Source organism: Streptococcus sp. KR, from assembly GCF_002238115.1.
In the GTDB taxonomy this organism is placed as follows: domain Bacteria; phylum Bacillota; class Bacilli; order Lactobacillales; family Streptococcaceae; genus Streptococcus.
Map to the genome: position 1 here is coordinate 131744 of NZ_NGVM01000001.1, position 15862 is coordinate 147605.

Sequence of the window (15862 nt, forward strand, 5' to 3'; positions counted from 1 at the left end):
ATGTACGACTTCCTCCTCATTACAGTATATCATTTTTAGCTTATTTTATAAATAAGTTTATAAGTAGAATCGAGATTTAACTATTCATTGCCCTTTTTGTAATTATATTTTTGTTTCTATCAAATAGAATGTCAGATTATCAGCCTCTTTCTTGTCTTCTCTAACCAAGCATGTTATAATGAATACTGCTCAAGCGACCTTCAATCGTTAAAGCACACACGACCTTCAATCGTGAATAAACGAATAGATGGGAGACTTACCATGAGTGATAACTCTAAAACACGTGTTGTCGTGGGGATGAGTGGTGGTGTTGATTCGTCGGTGACGGCTCTTCTTCTCAAGGAGCAGGGCTACGATGTGATCGGTATCTTCATGAAGAACTGGGACGACACAGATGAAAACGGCGTCTGTACGGCGACTGAAGATTATAAGGATGTGGCTGCGGTGGCAGACCAGATTGACATTCCTTACTACTCTGTCAATTTTGAAAAAGAGTACTGGGACCGCGTTTTTGAGTATTTCCTAGCGGAATACCGTGCAGGACGTACGCCAAATCCAGATGTTATGTGTAACAAGGAAATCAAGTTTAAGGCCTTTTTGGACTATGCCATGACCCTGGGTGCAGACTATGTGGCGACTGGGCATTATGCTCGAGTAGCGCGTGATGAGGATGGCATCGTTCACATGCTTCGTGGTGTGGATAATGGCAAGGATCAGACCTATTTCCTCAGCCAACTGTCGCAAGAACAACTTCAAAAAACCATGTTCCCACTGGGACATTTGGAAAAGCCTGAAGTTCGCAGACTAGCAGAAGAAGCAGGACTTGCGACTGCTAAGAAGAAAGACTCGACAGGGATTTGCTTTATCGGAGAAAAGAACTTTAAAAACTTTCTCAGCAACTACCTTCCAGCTCAGCCAGGCCGCATGATGACTGTGGATGGTCGCGATATGGGCGAGCATGCAGGTCTTATGTATTATACGATTGGTCAGCGTGGCGGGCTTGGTATCGGTGGACAACACGGTGGAGATAATGCTCCTTGGTTCGTTGTCGGAAAAGACCTAAGCAAGAATATCCTCTATGTCGGCCAAGGTTTCTACCATGATTCGCTCATGTCAACCAGCCTAGAGGCCAGTCAAGTCCACTTTACTCGTGACATGCCAGAGGAGTTTACGCTCGAATGTACGGCTAAATTCCGCTACCGTCAGCCTGATTCTAAGGTGACCGTCCATGTCAAAGGAGATAAGGCAGAGGTTATCTTTGCAGAACCGCAACGCGCCATCACACCAGGACAGGCAGTTGTCTTTTACGATGGCGAAGAGTGTCTCGGTGGTGGTTTGATTGACAATGCTTACCGGGATGGACAAGTTTGTCAGTACATTTAGATTGACAAATTTTCTCAATTTGCTACAATAATAAGAGCAATAGAAATGATGGTCAAAGCTCATGGATGTTGCAGGCTTTTTTGTCCTGCACTTCTTTGGAGTTTTGACTGTTTTTGTGTCGTTTAAGGGAAAGGACAAGAATGACTCAGCAAGACTTTCGGACAAAAGTAGGAAATACAGTTTTTGGTGTTCGGGCGACAGCCTTGATTCTCCAAAATCGCAAGCTCCTAGTTACCAAAGATAAGGGCAAGTATTACACTATCGGCGGTGCGATTCAAGTCAATGAAAGCACGGAAGACGCGGTAGTCCGTGAAGTGAGGGAAGAACTGGGTGTCGAAGCCCAAGCTGGGCAACTAGCTTTTGTGGTTGAAAATCGTTTTGAACAGGACGATGTTTCCTATCACAATATCGAGTTTCATTATCTAGTGGACTTGCTTGAAGATGCCCCATTGACCATGCAGGAAGATGAGAAAAGGCAACCCTGTGAATGGATTGATATAGACAAGCTTGAGGGTATCAATCTAGTCCCAGCCTTTTTGAAAACAGCCCTGCCAGATTGGGACGGCCAACTAAGACACATCCATCTTGAGGAATAGGAGAGAAAATAATGGTTAAGCTTATTGCCCATGTACTTGTTCATAGTGGTGATGATTATTTGCTCATTCAGCGTTCGGAAATTAAAAGAGGACAACCCAATGTTTATCCAACTTACTGGGATATTCCTGGTGGCGGGGTTGAAAAGGGTGAAATTCCGCGAGATGGAGCTCTTAGAGAATGTATTGAAGAAGCGGGAGTTAGGCTAGATAGCAGTTTGCTCAAACTTCTTCACGAAGATAGTCAACTGGATACCTCTAAGGATACTGTCTTTACTCGCTTAGTTTATAAAGCAGAGTGGGTTGGGGAGAAGCCAATTATCAGATTAGATCCTGAAGAGCATACGCACTTTAAATGGGTTACTATGGCTCAAGCTCTAGAGGAGGAGAAGTTAGTTCCTTATTTACGAGAAATTTTTGAAAGGTTAAGAAATGACATATAATTTTACTGAAGAATACGATATTATTGTAATTGGTGCGGGACACGCTGGGGTAGAAGCATCCCTAGCAGCCAGCCGTATGGGTTGTAAGGTCTTGCTTGCGACTATCAACATTGAAATGCTGGCTTTCATGCCTTGTAATCCCTCTATCGGAGGTTCTGCCAAGGGGATTGTCGTACGTGAGGTCGATGCCCTCGGTGGTGAAATGGCCAAAACCATTGATAAGACTTACATCCAGATGAAGATGCTCAACACAGGGAAGGGGCCAGCTGTCCGTGCCCTTCGTGCGCAGGCTGACAAGGAACTTTACTCTAAGGAAATGCGCAAGACAGTTGAAAACCAAGAAAATCTGACCCTTCGTCAGACCATGATTGATGAGATTTTGGTCGAAGATGGCAAGGTTGTCGGTGTCCGTACAGCTACCCATCAAGAGTATGCTGCTAAGGCTGTTATCGTGACGACAGGGACGGCTCTACGTGGGGAAATTATCATTGGAGACCTTAAGTATTCATCAGGTCCTAACCACAGCTTGGCTTCTATTAACCTTGCTGATAACCTTAAGGAATTAGGACTCGAAATTGGTCGTTTCAAGACAGGAACGCCTCCACGTGTCAAGGCTTCTTCTATCAACTACGATGTGACAGAGATTCAGCCAGGGGACGAAGCGCCTAATCACTTCTCATACACTTCACGTGATGAGGATTATGTCAAAGATCAAGTGCCATGCTGGTTGACCTATACCAATGTTACCAGTCATGAAATTATCCAAAATAACCTCCACCGTGCGCCTATGTTTACAGGTGTGGTCAAGGGAGTGGGGCCTCGTTACTGCCCATCGATTGAGGACAAGATTGTGCGCTTTGCGGACAAGGAACGCCACCAACTCTTCCTTGAGCCAGAAGGGCGCAATACAGAGGAAGTTTATGTCCAAGGACTTTCAACCAGTCTGCCTGAGGATGTCCAACGTGACTTGGTTCATTCCATCAAAGGTTTGGAAAATGCTGAGATGATGCGAACTGGTTATGCCATTGAGTATGACATGGTCTTGCCTCATCAATTGCGTGCAACGCTTGAAACCAAAAAAATCTCAGGCCTCTTCACTGCTGGTCAGACAAATGGAACGTCAGGTTACGAAGAAGCTGCTGGTCAAGGGATTATCGCGGGTATCAATGCGGCTCTGAAAATCCAAGGCAAGCCTGAATTGATTTTGAAGCGTAGTGACGGTTATATCGGGGTCATGATTGATGACTTGGTGACCAAGGGAACTATTGAACCCTACCGTCTCTTGACCAGTCGTGCTGAGTACCGTCTCATCCTCCGTCATGACAATGCCGATATGCGTTTGACTGAGATGGGCCGTGAGATTGGTCTTGTGGATGATGAACGCTGGGCTCGCTTTGAAATTAAGAAAAATCAATTTGAAAATGAGATGAAGCGCCTAGATAGTATCAAACTCAAGCCAGTCAAGGAAACAAATGCCAAGGTTGAGGAGATGGGCTTTAAACCGTTGACCGATGCAGTGACAGCCAAGGAATTCCTTCGCCGTCCAGAAGTTTCTTACCAAGATGTGGTAGCCTTCATCGGACCAGCTGCAGAAGACTTGGATGACAAGATTATCGAATTGATTGAAACAGAAATCAAATACGAAGGCTATATTTCCAAAGCCATGGATCAGGTTGCCAAGATGAAACGCATGGAAGAAAAACGCATTCCAGCCAATATTGACTGGGATGACATTGATTCTATTGCAACCGAAGCCCGTCAGAAGTTCAAACTCATCAATCCAGAAACCATCGGTCAAGCCAGCCGTATTTCGGGAGTAAACCCAGCAGATATTTCTATTTTGATGGTGTATCTTGAAGGTAAAAATCGTAGTATTTCTAAAACTCTTCAAAAATCAAAATGATACGTCGTCGGCTTCGGCTCACCTAACTCAAGTTATGCTTTCGCCTAGCCTTCTAGTCTGATTTCGATTTTTATTGAGTTTTAATCTCAAAAGAAAGCATAGAGAAAAACAGCTCCGAAGACGGAGCTGTTTTGTTGACTTGTACTCAATGAAAATCAAAGAGCAAACTAGGAAGCTAGCCGAAGACTGTACTTGAGTACGGCAAGGCGAAGCTGACGTGGTTTGAATTTGATTTTCGAAGAGTATTATTCTTCATCTGGTGTGAGAATCATAGGGATGATGATCGGTTCACGTTCTGTATTTTCATAAAGGAAGGGGCGAATAGCGTTGACAATGGCACCATTGACAGATTGCACGCTAGCATCCTTGTTTTTCAGTGCGATACGAATGGCATTGAAGAGGATGCGTTGGCTTTGGCGAATCAAGTCGCCAGACTCTCTCATGTAGACAAAGCCTCGACTGAGGATGTCTGGACCAGATAGAATCATCTGCGATTTGAAGTCAACAGTTGCGACTGCCAGAACGACACCGTCTTCAGATAGATCACGACGATCTTTGAGGACAGCTGCGCCGATTTCACCGATACGATTTCCATCGACATAGATGTCTTGGGCGTTGAAATGACCTGCAATACGAGCTGAGTTAGCAGTAAGGGCAAGCACATCACCATTGCTCATGATAAAGATATTGTCCTTCTCAACACCAGTATCCACCGCAAGTCCAGCATGGACTTTTTGCATGCGGTATTCACCGTGAACAGGCATGAAGTATTTTGGCTTAATCAAGCGGAGCATAAGTTTTTGCTCTTGTTGGCCACCGTGTCCAGATGTATGGATATTGTTAACCTTACCGTGGATAACTTCGACACCAGCTTCTGAAATGATGTTAATCAGCTTGTTGACGCTAGTAGTGTTTCCAGGGATTGGGCTAGAAGAGAAGATGACAGTATCTCCGGGTTGGAGTTGCACCTGACGGTGGGTTCCGTTGGCGATACGAGAGAGGGCTGCCATCGGCTCGCCCTGACTACCTGTACAGAGGATCAGAACCTCGCCTGCAGGGTAGTCTTTGATTTCATTTGGCTCGATAAAGGTTCCCTTAGGAGCTTTGATGTAACCAAGGTCAATTCCGTTGACAATGGCCTTTTCCATAGAGCGACCAAAGACCGCAATCTTGCGTCCAGTCTTTACAGCAGCTTCAGTTGCTTGCTGGAGACGGAAGATATTTGAGGCAAAGGATGCAAAGATGATACGTCCTTCAATGCCTTGGATAATCTTCATGATGGACTGGCCAACGACTTTTTCAGAGTTGGTAAAGGTTGGAATTTCTGCATTTGTCGAGTCAGACAGGAGACAGAGTACACCGTCTTCACCAAGAGCTGCCATACGGTGCAAATCTGCTGGTTCACCAACTGGTGTTAAGTCAAACTTGAAGTCACCCGTACAGACAATTTTCCCTTGAGGAGTATGAATGACAATCCCCAAAGGCTCTGGAATAGAGTGAGTAGTTCTAAAGAAAGTTGCCTTGAGATTTTTAAAGGTCAACTCAGTGTTGTGGTTGATTTCGTAAAGTTTGGCGTTGCGCAGGAGGCCGTGTTCTTCGAGTTTTCCACGGATCAAAGCCAAGGCAAGCGGTCCAGCATAGATAGGGACATTTGCTTGCTTGAGCAGGAATGGAATCCCACCGATGTGGTCCTCGTGTCCGTGTGTAATCAAAACAGCCTTGACGCGGTCGATATTGTCTACGATATAAGAGTAATCAGGAATGACGTAGTCGATACCCAGCAAGTCATCTTCTGGGAATTTAATCCCAGCATCGACGATGATAATCTCATCTTGGTATTCAATCCCGTATGTATTTTTCCCGATTTCTCCCAGACCACCGATGGCAAAAACGCCGACTTCTTCAGGTTTAAGAGTATAGGCCATATTAGAACTCCGTGATTTCGAAGGCGCCAGTTTCTTTTTCGTAATCTAGCAATTTGTCAGACAAGAGTTCGATATACTCGATATTGTACTCTGGGCGATTTTCTTCGACAAGTTGGCGAGCAGCGATGCGTCCCTCAAGTTCTGAGCTGGCATCGATGTCTAGGTAAAGTGCGCGTGTTGTTTCACGACGTGGGCTACGTTCTTTTGTTTCTTGATAAAAAACTTTGTAAATCATATAGTTCCTTTCTATTTACAGGTCAGCTTATTCCAAACTTTTAGCATAGATTTGCTTGATTTCATTCCATTTTGTGTCTAGATTGACCTTGATTCGTTACAATTATTTCAATTATACCACAAAATGAAAGATTAGTAAAAGGCCGAAATGAAGAAAGTCACAGGACGATTTCTTTGGTAATCGTTTGCAAAAATAAAGAAAATATGTTATTTTGAAAATGGAAGTGGAATTTATCGTTTGTCTTAATTCACTATAGATTTTAAGTAAAGGAGGTTGCCCTATGTATAACTTATTTGCTTTTGCTATCGGAGCTCGCTTGGTAGCTTTTATTGTTTTTGTTGCTTGCGTTTATGCGGGGAATCTTCTATTTGCCAAACTGGAACGACGACAAACCAAGTTCTTGTGGAAAATTACCTTTGTGACTATCTACTCGCTTTTTCTCCTCCTCGTAACCTATGTCGTTTGGTTTGTATTTTACTTTGGATTAAATGCTTAGATGCCCTGCTCATGCTGGGGCATTTTTGTTTGGGGATAAAGAAAATTCCCATGTGCCAGCTTTTGTAGTATAATAGTAAGCAGACAAAAAGATAGGAATGTGTTATGAAAGTATTAGCTTTTGATACGTCCAGCAAGGCTCTTTCTCTCGCCATTTTAGAGGACAAGCAGGTTCTTGCCGAGACGACGATTAATATTAAGAAAAATCACAGTATTACCCTTATGCCTGCCATCGATTTTTTGATGGAAAGTTTAGATTGGACACCCAAGGATTTGGACCGAATCGTGGTAGCTGAAGGGCCTGGTAGCTACACAGGATTGCGAATTGCGGTAGCAACTGCCAAGACGCTTGCTCATACTCTGAACATCGAGTTGGTTGGTATGTCTAGCCTCTTGGCTCTGGTGCCCTACCAGCAAGAAGGCTTGTTTATTCCTTTGATGGATGCGCGTCGCAACAATGTGTATGCAGGGTTTTATGAAAATGCCCAGCCTGTCATGCCAGAAGCGCACCTGCCTTTTGAGCGAGTGATTGAGTTAATCAAGGGTGCTAGTCAGGTAACCTTTGTCGGAGAAGTTGGCCCCTTTGTTGAGCAGATTCAAGAACACTTGCCAAGGACTAATTACAAAGAAACCTTGCCTAATGCAGCCAATCTTGCTCTTTTGGCTTGGGACAAGGAAGCAGACTCCTTGCATGACTTTGTGCCGAATTACCTCAAGCGTGTTGAGGCTGAGGAAAACTGGCTCAAGAACCACACCGAGTCTGGCGAGTCTTACATTAAACGCCTATGATAGAAATCAAACGAATCAAACAGCAACCTGACTTGACTCAAGCCATCTACGCAGTCATGGCAGCTGTTTACCCAGTCAGTCCTTGGACGCTGGAACAAATCCAAGCAGATCTGTCCCAAGGCCAGACTTGGTATGCTCTGGCTTATGATGGGGCAGAAGTGATTGGCTTTCTAGCTGTGCAGGAAAATATCTTTGAGGCAGAAGTCCTGCAAATCGCTGTCAAAGGAGCTTATCAGGGTCAGGGAATTGCGTCAGCCTTGTTTGCAACATTGCCGACAGACAAGGAGATTTTCCTCGAAGTCAGAAGGTCAAATCATCGAGCGCAAGCATTTTACAAGAAAGAAAAGATGGCGGTCATCGCTGAGCGAAAGGCCTACTACCATGATCCAGTCGAGGACGCCATCATCATGAAGAGAGAAATAGATGAAGGATAGATATATTTTAGCATTTGAGACATCCTGTGATGAGACCAGTGTTGCCGTCTTGAAAAACGACGATGAGCTCTTGTCCAATGTCATTGCTAGTCAAATTGAGAGTCACAAACGTTTTGGGGGCGTAGTGCCTGAAGTAGCCAGTCGTCACCATGTCGAGGTCATTACAGCCTGTATCGAGGAGGCACTAGCAGAAGCAGGGATTACCGAAGACGATGTAACAGCTGTGGCGGTTACCTATGGACCGGGCTTGGTTGGAGCCTTGCTAGTTGGCTTGTCAGCTGCTAAGGCCTTTGCTTGGGCACATGGACTTCCACTTATCCCTGTTAACCACATGGCTGGTCACCTCATGGCAGCTCAGAGCGTGGAGCCTTTGGAGTTTCCCTTACTAGCCCTCTTGGTCAGCGGTGGACACACAGAGTTGGTTTATGTTTCGGAGGCTGGTGATTACAAGATTGTTGGAGAAACGAGAGATGACGCGGTTGGTGAGGCTTATGATAAGGTCGGTCGTGTCATGGGCTTGACCTATCCTGCAGGTCGTGAGATTGATGAGCTAGCTCATCAGGGACAGGATATTTATGATTTTCCTCGTGCCATGATTAAGGAAGATAATCTGGAGTTTTCATTCTCAGGTTTGAAATCGGCCTTTATCAATCTTCACCACAATGCCGAGCAAAAGGGAGAAAATCTATCCACAGAAGATTTGTGTGCTTCCTTCCAAGCAGCTGTCTTGGATATTCTTATGGCCAAAACCAAGAAGGCTTTGGAGAAATATCCTGTTAAAACCCTTGTCGTGGCAGGTGGTGTGGCAGCCAATAAAGGTCTCAGAGAACGCCTAGCGGCTGAAATCACTGACGTCAAGGTCATCATTCCACCTCTGCGCCTCTGCGGAGACAATGCAGGAATGATTGCCTATGCTAGCGTCAGCGAGTGGAACAAAGAAAACTTTGCAAACTTGGACCTCAATGCCAAACCAAGTCTTGCTTTTGATACGATGGAATAAAGAGTCAGCTTAGGGCTGGCTTTTTTGCTCTCTTAAATGTCAGAATATTTTGACAAATAATTGTGAATAATGATATACTATATAAAAAATAGGAGGTGGTGAGATGATTGAGAGAATGGAGTTGGGAGAATTTTACAAGGAATTACGTTTGGCGAGAAAGCTCAAGCAGTCAGATGTGGCTTGTGCTGGTCTAACAGCCTCTCAGTTGTCCAAGTTTGAACTAGGGCAGTCTATGCTATCTGCGGATAAGTTGATCCTAGCCATCCAAGGGATCAATATGAATTTTGATGAGTTTGGTCATAAGCTAAACAATTATCAAGAATCCCTACATATGCAGATTGGTAGAAAGGTTGTGGATCGCTTTGCCCACCAAGATATAGCTGGTTTAGAGCAACTGTTGGAGGAAGTCGAGCAAGAACAGATGGCAGAGACCTATCGTCGTTTGAATGCCATTGTAATTAAAAACGCACTCCATTCCTTAAATAAGAACTATCCATTAGTAAAAGAAGATAGCGAGTTTTTGACTATCTATCTCTATGCTATTGAGTCTTGGACCTGGTTTGAACTCTATCTCTTTTGCAATACCATGCCCTTCTTGAGCAATCAAGATTTGATATTTTTATCGACCGCTTTAATTGAGAAGTCTAAAGAATTTAAGGAGTTGGTACATAATCGGTTGTATATGAAGCAAGGACTCTTAAATATCTTATCAGAACTCATGGAGCGAAAACTTTTCTCATACATCCCAATCTTTGAAACTGAGTTGGAGAGCATGTTGCGTCCGTACGATGTTTTTGAGAAAGTATCGTGGCAATTTTTAAAGAAAATGAGTGTCTTTCTTCAAACCAAAGGAAGCAATCAAAAAGAGATTGAACACTTTATCCAATCTCTGCAAGTATTAGAAAATCCACAATTGCTAGCCCTCTTCGAATTGCGTTTTCAGCAATACAAAGAACTTATCGATTAATTAGAAACGGGAAGACAATCACCCACTCCGAAATAAGCAGGAGTATCAGTTGGATTTTTCTTTTCTTCATCATTATATCCCTCCTTGTTAGTAATAACTTTATTATAGCAGGGAAATAATCAAATCTACCAAAATCGCAAATAAGAAATTGCTACAAGAAAAAATGTCAAATATGCGATTTTCTAAAATAAGCTAATTTTCGTGTTATACTATCTTTATTTCATAGTATAGGAGAAAATAGAATGAAAAAGATAATCTCACGCTACTACTTGTTTATAGCTTTTCTACTAGTTATTGCTGACCAGAAGTTCAGTGGTCTAGTTTTACGCAGCAACCTTGTTACTGGTCTATCTGACTTTGCCTACTATTTGTCGGATATGATGTTGAATTTTCTTGTAGTTCTTCTTGCTTTTTTTGCTATGACTAAGTCAGGGAGATGGCAACAAATCAATAGTAGAAAGTTTAAAGGGTCCTATCTTTTCTATTCTTTTCTAGCTCTTCTTGCTTTTGTTATTTGGAATTTTGTTACATTTTTTATTTTTCCACCTACTCGAAATGAAATTTCTTATCAACATGCTGCTCCTACTTTTACAGGAGCTACGGCATTTTTGATGTATTTTTTTTATCCTGTGATTGCAGGCCCCATTTTTGAAGAGATGATTTATCGTGGATTAGTGATGACTGCTCTGGAAAAAGGGAAGAAATGGGGACTGGATGTACTCGGATCAGCTATATTATTTGGAATCTTGCACATTAGTAGTCATGGTTGGGTCTTGACAGACTTTGTCTACTATATGGGTGGCGGCCTTATATTTGCAGTCTTATTTAGAGTAACAAAGTCAATTTATTGGCCTATTGGATTGCATATAGTCTACAATGGCATTGGTCAGCTTTTGATGTTACTGTAATTTTGGTTGTTAGTAGTATCGTGGTCTATCCTTGGGGAAAGATTCCCATTTGAATTCAAAAAGGAGTTGTGATGAAAGTATTTCTTCAAAATAGAGATTTTAGGCAATTAACCATCAACCAGTGGATTTCAACGGTTGGGGATACGATTTTTTATCTGGCCTTTTTGAATTATGTGGCAGATGCATCTTTTGCCCCTTTGGCGATTTTACTGATCACGATTTCAGAAACCCTTCCTCAAGTTCTGCAAATCTTTCTGGGAGTTTTGGCGGATTTTCAACATCATCGTGTCCTAAAATATACAATGATTAGTTTTGCAAAATTTTTGCTTTACTCTATCGTTTCTTTATCACTTTCAGGGCAGTCCTTTTCCTTGTTATTAGTAGCATTTATTTGTCTGATTAACCTCTTATCTGACACATTGAGTTATTTTTCAGGCGCCATGCTCACTCCGATTTTCATTAGAATTATTGGGCAAGACCATCTGGCAGAAGCTATTGGATTTAAACAGTCAACTGTTAGTTTAGTGAAAACAATCAGTAATATTCTAGGAGGAGTCTTACTAGGTATTCTATCTATCCAGTCTATTTCCTTACTGAATGCTCTGACCTTTTTAATCGCATTTTTAGGTATTCTTTTCATAAAAACAGACCTCTTGAAAGTAGAAAAAACGATTAGCTATCAAGAAGGACTCTCTGTAAAATCCTTTTGCCAGCATCTGCTCCAATCATCAAAATTGATATGGAATATGAATAAGGTGCTCTTGGTTTTGTTTATTATCTCTATTAGTCAAGCAGTGATAAATGTTACAGTTCCTGTTTCTACTCTGTTTTTGAGGAATCAGCCCTTTTTGAATTTACAAACAGGTCAATCTCTTGCCTTGTTATCCACCCTTGAATTGTCAGCCCTTATTGTCGGAAGCCTTGTGAGTGGCTATCTGAAGAATACAATCTCCATAAAACTAGCCCTATATGCCTCGCTTATTATCCAATTACTCCTTTTAGTTGGCTTTGTGGCAGTTCGTTTTGACTGGATTCTTATCTTTAGTGCCTTGGATGCCTTTTTCGCAGGTATCCTCAGAAAAGCATGGCTGGAATTTATTTGGAGGAATTGTTACCCTCATCCTCGCTCTTACCTTGTTCTCAGGTAGCTTTATTGAAATGGTAACATTTGTACCATTTATCATTTCTTTATGGGCCTTGACAAATGGTATTACAAAAACTATCGTTGGTTTCAAGGTTCGTAAGACGGATAAATCGGTAGGTACCCCTCTAGTTTGGATGGGGATTTTAGGAATCGTAGCAGGTTTAATCATGATGGGACACCCATTGATGACCGGTCTCTATATTAGTTACACCATTGCCTTTGTCTTTATTTATCAAGGTATTGTGGCAATTGTTCAATTCTTCAAGATTAAATAAGAATAAAATGGAGTCTGTCTGATTACAATCAGCAGACTTTTTTCTCTTTCCTGAATGTGTTATAATAGTCCATGCTATGGCTGGAGCCTTTTCAGCCTACTTATACTCTTCGAAAATCTCTTCAAACTGCGTCAGCTTCTATCTGCAACCTCAAAACAATGTTTTGAGCAACCTGTGGCCAGCTTTCTAGTTTGCTCTTTGATTTTCATTGAGTATTATTAAGACAATATGAGGAGAAAGATGAAAGAAAAAGGATTTTGGGAGGGGGCGCAGGCGGCCATGCCAACGGCCCTTGGTTATGTCAGTATTGGCTTGGCCTGTGGGATTATTGGTGCGCCCTATGTGACACCTGTTGAGATGGGCTTGATGAGCCTCTTTGTTTATGCTGGGAGCGCCCAGTTTGCCATGTTGGCACTGATTGCGGTTCAAGCACCTGTGGCAGCTATTGCTATGACGGTCTTTTTGATTAATTTGCGTCTCTTTTTGTTGAGTTTGCATGCGTCAACCTATTTCCGTCATACCAGTCTCTGGCAAAATATCGGTATGTCTAGTCTCTTGACGGATGAGACTTATGGCGTTTTGATGGGCGAGTTAGCCCATACAGACAAGGTCAATCCTATGTGGATGCACGGAAACAATCTCAACAGCTATGTGGCTTGGTTTGTGGGAACAGTTGTCGGAACGGCTCTGGGTGGTCTGCTGCCAAATCCAGAAATCTTTGGCTTGGATTTTGCCCTGGTTGGGATGTTCATTGGAATTTTTGCTTCGCAATTCCAGATTATGCAAAGACGGATTCCTGTCCGCAATCTGCTCATTATCCTAGCAGTTGTTGCGGTGTCCTTCTTTTTACTCTTAACAGTGGTGTCTCAGTCGCTAGCTGTTCTGTTTGCGACCTTGCTAGGTTGTACAATGGGGGTGGTTTTAGATGGTCAGTAAGTATCTTTTATTAGCAGTTATTTTCTCTGGCTTGGTGACTTGGATTCCCCGTATGATTCCCTTCATCTTGGTCAAGTATAAGGGCTTGCCTGCAATCGTTGAGCGTTTTTTGAAATTCTTGCCTGTTTCTATTATCTTTGCCTTGATTCTTTCAAGCGTAGTGACAGGCAAGGTTGGGAGTCTTCCTCAAATCAAATGGCTGGACTTCTTAGCAGTCTTTCCAACGGCTTGGGTAGCCTTTCGCTACCGCAATCTAGTTGGAACAGTTCTCTTTGGAGTGGTCTTAACTGCAGTCTTGCGTTTGGTCTTTTAATACTCTTCGAAAATCAAATTCAAACCACGTCAGCGTCGCCTTACCGTACTCAAGTACAGCTTGTGGCTAGCTTCCTAGTTTGCTCTTTGATTTTCATTGAGTATAAATTAGCCATAAAGAAAACCTATCACAGAGATAGATATCATATAATGGCGTAAATGCTCTTTTTCTGTTAAGATTATAAGGTATTCTATTTTGGAGGAAATGACATGAAAAAAATCGTTAAATACTCATCTCTTGCTGCCTTAGGCCTTGTTGCTGCAGGTGTGTTAGCAGCTTGCTCAGGTGGTGCTAAGAAAGAAGGAGAAGCAGCTAGCAAGAAAGAAATTATCGTTGCAACTAATGCTACACCAAAACCATTCAACTATGAAGAAAATGGCGAATTGACTGGTTACGAAATTGAAGTGGTTCGCGCTATCTTTAAAGACTCTGACAAGTATGATGTCAAGTTTGAGAAGACAGAGTGGTCAGGAGTCTTTGCAGGACTTGATGCCGACCGTTACAATATGGCTGTTAGCAACATCAGCTACACTAAAGAACGTGCTGAAAAATACCTTTATGCAGCTCCAACTGCTAAAAACCCTAACGTTCTTGTAGTGAAAAAAGATGACCCTAGCATCAAATCGCTTGATGATATCGGTGGAAAATCAACAGAAGTTGTTCAAGGGACAACATCTGCTAAACAGCTAGAAGACTACAACAAACAACATTCAGATAATCCAACTGTCCTAAAGTATACTAAAGCAGACTTCCAACAAATCATGGGACGCTTGAGCGATGGCCAGTTTGACTACAAGATTTTTGATAAAATCGGTGTTGAAACAGTCATCAAGGACCAAGGTTTGGACAACTTGAAAGTGATCGAACTTCCAAGCGACCAACAACCTTATGTTTACCCACTTCTTGCTAAAGGTCAAGATGAGTTGAAAACATTTGTAGACAAACGTATCCAAGAACTCTACAAAGACGGAACCCTTGAAAAATTGTCTAAACAATTCTTCGGAGACACTTATCTACCAGCAGAAGCTGATATTAAATAATTTTTTGAAATCATCCATTCTGAATCAGGTGGGTGATTTCTCGGTTTTTAGGGATATAGTTTTAAACTATATATCTGACTACATAATAACAATTTGTGAAATCAAACAAATTGTGAGATACTAGTACGGTATTATTTTTAAGGAGAAAGAATCATGAAAATTAAAAAATGGCTTGGTGTAGCAGCCCTTGCTACAGTCGCAGGTTTGGCTCTTGCAGCTTGCGGAAACTCAGAAAAGAAAGCAGACAATGCAACAACTATCAAAATCGCAACTGTTAACCGTAGCGGTTCTGAAGAAAAACGTTGGGACAAAATCCAAGAATTGGTTAAAAAAGACGGTATCACTTTGGAATTTACGGAGTTCACAGACTACTCACAACCAAACAAGGCAACTGCTGATGGCGAAGTAGATTTGAACGCTTTCCAACACTATAACTTCTTGAACAACTGGAACAAAGAAAACGGGAAAGACCTTGTAGCGATTGCAGATACTTACATCTCTCCAATCCGTCTTTACTCAGGTTTGAATGGAAGTGACAACAAGTACACTAAAGTAGAAGACATCCCAGCAAACGGAGAAATCGCTGTACCGAACGATGCTACAAACGAAAGCCGTGCGCTTTACTTGCTTCAATCAGCTGGCTTGATTAAATTGGACGTTTCAGGAACTGCTCTTGCAACAGTTGCTAACATCAAAGAAAATCCAAAGAACTTGAAAATTACTGAATTGGATGCTAGCCAAACAGCTCGTTCATTGTCATCAGTTGACGCTGCCGTTGTAAACAATACCTTCGTTACAGAAGCAAAATTGGACTACAAGAAAGCACTTTTCAAAGAACAAGCTGATGAAAATTCAAAACAATGGTACAACATCATCGTTGCGAAAAAAGATTGGGAAACATCACCTAAGGCTGATGCTATCAAGAAAGTGATCGCAGCTTACCACACAGATGACGTGAAAAAAGTTATCGAAGAAACATCAGACGGTTTGGATCAACCAGTTTGGTAATAAGAAACAGGGAGGTGGGAGAGAAAATTCCACCTCTTGCTTTTGTATAAAGCATGGATTGTCAGGAAGAG

At 42.3% G+C, this 15862-nt stretch carries 17 protein-coding genes and 1 pseudogene; 16 read left to right on the forward strand and 2 right to left on the reverse strand.

Features of this window, described 5'->3' with window-relative positions; genetic code table 11:
* Positions 1-261: 261 nt before the first annotated feature.
* The 4 genes from mnmA to mnmG all read left to right on the forward strand — a co-directional run bounded on the left by mnmA (position 262) and on the right by mnmG (position 4322).
* Positions 262-1383 carry a tRNA 2-thiouridine(34) synthase MnmA gene (gene mnmA / locus CBI42_RS00670; protein WP_094753009.1) on the forward strand — a complete coding sequence of 374 codons (1122 nt, stop codon included), beginning with the start codon at positions 262-264 and terminating at the stop codon, positions 1381-1383.
* Positions 1384-1523: 140 nt separating this feature from the next.
* Positions 1524-1979: an NUDIX hydrolase gene (locus tag CBI42_RS00675; RefSeq protein ID WP_179211338.1), complete on the forward strand. Its 456-nt coding sequence runs from the start codon at positions 1524-1526 to the stop codon at positions 1977-1979.
* A gap of 8 nt (positions 1980-1987) precedes the next feature.
* Positions 1988-2419: an NUDIX hydrolase gene (locus tag CBI42_RS00680; RefSeq protein WP_049543155.1), complete on the forward strand. Its 432-nt coding sequence runs from the start codon at positions 1988-1990 to the stop codon at positions 2417-2419.
* Positions 2409-4322, forward strand: a complete 1914-nt coding sequence (mnmG, locus tag CBI42_RS00685; RefSeq protein WP_094753012.1) for a tRNA uridine-5-carboxymethylaminomethyl(34) synthesis enzyme MnmG — start codon at positions 2409-2411, stop codon at positions 4320-4322. Before CBI42_RS00680 ends, mnmG begins: the two co-directional genes overlap by 11 nt.
* A 245-nt stretch (positions 4323-4567) precedes the next feature.
* Here the strand turns inward: mnmG and rnjA are convergent, their stop codons facing one another.
* On the reverse strand, positions 4568-6247 hold the full coding sequence (gene rnjA / locus CBI42_RS00690; RefSeq protein WP_049500725.1) for a ribonuclease J1: 1680 nt from the start codon (positions 6245-6247) through the stop codon (positions 4568-4570).
* Position 6248: 1 nt separating this feature from the next.
* Positions 6249-6482 carry a DNA-dependent RNA polymerase subunit epsilon gene (locus CBI42_RS00695; RefSeq protein WP_000639572.1) on the reverse strand — a complete coding sequence of 78 codons (234 nt, stop codon included), beginning with the start codon at positions 6480-6482 and terminating at the stop codon, positions 6249-6251.
* A 280-nt stretch (positions 6483-6762) separates the two neighbouring features.
* Between CBI42_RS00695 and CBI42_RS00700 the strand changes: the two genes are divergently transcribed.
* The 12 genes and pseudogenes from CBI42_RS00700 to CBI42_RS00755 all read left to right on the forward strand — a co-directional run bounded on the left by CBI42_RS00700 (position 6763) and on the right by CBI42_RS00755 (position 15791).
* A complete protein-coding gene (locus CBI42_RS00700; protein WP_000282477.1) occupies positions 6763-6978 on the forward strand; it encodes a hypothetical protein in 216 nt (71 codons plus the stop codon).
* A 104-nt stretch (positions 6979-7082) separates the two neighbouring features.
* A complete protein-coding gene (gene tsaB / locus CBI42_RS00705) occupies positions 7083-7766 on the forward strand; it encodes a tRNA (adenosine(37)-N6)-threonylcarbamoyltransferase complex dimerization subunit type 1 TsaB (RefSeq protein WP_049543151.1) in 684 nt (227 codons plus the stop codon).
* The gene (rimI, locus tag CBI42_RS00710) at positions 7763-8200 is read left to right on the forward strand and encodes a ribosomal protein S18-alanine N-acetyltransferase (RefSeq protein WP_094753013.1); all 438 of its coding nucleotides are present in this window, start codon (positions 7763-7765) and stop codon (positions 8198-8200) included. The genes tsaB and rimI overlap by 4 nt, the downstream gene beginning before the upstream one ends.
* On the forward strand, positions 8190-9200 hold the full coding sequence (gene tsaD, locus CBI42_RS00715) for a tRNA (adenosine(37)-N6)-threonylcarbamoyltransferase complex transferase subunit TsaD (protein WP_094753014.1): 1011 nt from the start codon (positions 8190-8192) through the stop codon (positions 9198-9200). The genes rimI and tsaD overlap by 11 nt, the downstream gene beginning before the upstream one ends.
* 103 nt (positions 9201-9303) lie before the next feature.
* Complete coding sequence (locus CBI42_RS00720) at positions 9304-10167, forward strand: Rgg/GadR/MutR family transcriptional regulator (protein ID WP_049543148.1); 864 nt, start codon at positions 9304-9306, stop codon at positions 10165-10167.
* 242 nt (positions 10168-10409) lie between these two features.
* Positions 10410-11075: a CPBP family intramembrane glutamic endopeptidase gene (locus CBI42_RS00725; RefSeq protein WP_023948227.1), complete on the forward strand. Its 666-nt coding sequence runs from the start codon at positions 10410-10412 to the stop codon at positions 11073-11075.
* Positions 11076-11146: 71 nt separating this feature from the next.
* A pseudogene (locus CBI42_RS00730) lies at positions 11147-12181 on the forward strand (MFS transporter); the annotation flags it as partial.
* Positions 12182-12233: 52 nt separating this feature from the next.
* Entirely contained in the window at positions 12234-12494 is a 261-nt protein-coding gene (locus CBI42_RS12555) for a DUF308 domain-containing protein (RefSeq protein WP_256963617.1), read from the forward strand.
* 240 nt (positions 12495-12734) lie between these two features.
* Positions 12735-13430 carry an AzlC family ABC transporter permease gene (locus CBI42_RS00740; protein ID WP_000659743.1) on the forward strand — a complete coding sequence of 232 codons (696 nt, stop codon included), beginning with the start codon at positions 12735-12737 and terminating at the stop codon, positions 13428-13430.
* Positions 13420-13743 (forward strand): AzlD domain-containing protein, encoded by a 324-nt coding sequence (locus CBI42_RS00745; protein WP_000253937.1) that lies wholly within the window; start codon positions 13420-13422, stop codon positions 13741-13743. Before CBI42_RS00740 ends, CBI42_RS00745 begins: the two co-directional genes overlap by 11 nt.
* A gap of 209 nt (positions 13744-13952) precedes the next feature.
* Entirely contained in the window at positions 13953-14783 is an 831-nt protein-coding gene (locus tag CBI42_RS00750; protein WP_004254995.1) for an amino acid ABC transporter substrate-binding protein, read from the forward strand.
* A gap of 153 nt (positions 14784-14936) precedes the next feature.
* Positions 14937-15791, forward strand: a complete 855-nt coding sequence (locus CBI42_RS00755; protein ID WP_000694523.1) for a MetQ/NlpA family ABC transporter substrate-binding protein — start codon at positions 14937-14939, stop codon at positions 15789-15791.
* The last annotated feature ends 71 nt before the right edge of the window (positions 15792-15862 follow it).

Excerpts from the sequence above, each read along its gene's own strand:
- mnmA (WP_094753009.1), top strand. The coding sequence starts at position 262 with ATGAGTGATAACTCTAAAACACGTGTTGTCGTGGGGATGAGTGGTGGT.
- CBI42_RS00675 (WP_179211338.1), top strand. The coding sequence starts at position 1,524 with ATGACTCAGCAAGACTTTCGGACAAAAGTAGGAAATACAGTTTTTGGT.
- mnmG (WP_094753012.1), top strand. The coding sequence starts at position 2,409 with ATGACATATAATTTTACTGAAGAATACGATATTATTGTAATTGGTGCG.
- rnjA (WP_049500725.1), bottom strand. The coding sequence starts at position 6,247 with ATGGCCTATACTCTTAAACCTGAAGAAGTCGGCGTTTTTGCCATCGGT.
- CBI42_RS00695 (WP_000639572.1), bottom strand. The coding sequence starts at position 6,482 with ATGATTTACAAAGTTTTTTATCAAGAAACAAAAGAACGTAGCCCACGT.
- CBI42_RS00700 (WP_000282477.1), top strand. The coding sequence starts at position 6,763 with ATGTATAACTTATTTGCTTTTGCTATCGGAGCTCGCTTGGTAGCTTTT.
- tsaB (WP_049543151.1), top strand. The coding sequence starts at position 7,083 with ATGAAAGTATTAGCTTTTGATACGTCCAGCAAGGCTCTTTCTCTCGCC.
- rimI (WP_094753013.1), top strand. The coding sequence starts at position 7,763 with ATGATAGAAATCAAACGAATCAAACAGCAACCTGACTTGACTCAAGCC.
- tsaD (WP_094753014.1), top strand. The coding sequence starts at position 8,190 with ATGAAGGATAGATATATTTTAGCATTTGAGACATCCTGTGATGAGACC.
- CBI42_RS00720 (WP_049543148.1), top strand. The coding sequence starts at position 9,304 with ATGATTGAGAGAATGGAGTTGGGAGAATTTTACAAGGAATTACGTTTG.
- CBI42_RS00725 (WP_023948227.1), top strand. The coding sequence starts at position 10,410 with ATGAAAAAGATAATCTCACGCTACTACTTGTTTATAGCTTTTCTACTA.
- CBI42_RS12555 (WP_256963617.1), top strand. The coding sequence starts at position 12,234 with ATGGTAACATTTGTACCATTTATCATTTCTTTATGGGCCTTGACAAAT.
- CBI42_RS00740 (WP_000659743.1), top strand. The coding sequence starts at position 12,735 with ATGAAAGAAAAAGGATTTTGGGAGGGGGCGCAGGCGGCCATGCCAACG.
- CBI42_RS00745 (WP_000253937.1), top strand. The coding sequence starts at position 13,420 with ATGGTCAGTAAGTATCTTTTATTAGCAGTTATTTTCTCTGGCTTGGTG.
- CBI42_RS00750 (WP_004254995.1), top strand. The coding sequence starts at position 13,953 with ATGAAAAAAATCGTTAAATACTCATCTCTTGCTGCCTTAGGCCTTGTT.
- CBI42_RS00755 (WP_000694523.1), top strand. The coding sequence starts at position 14,937 with ATGAAAATTAAAAAATGGCTTGGTGTAGCAGCCCTTGCTACAGTCGCA.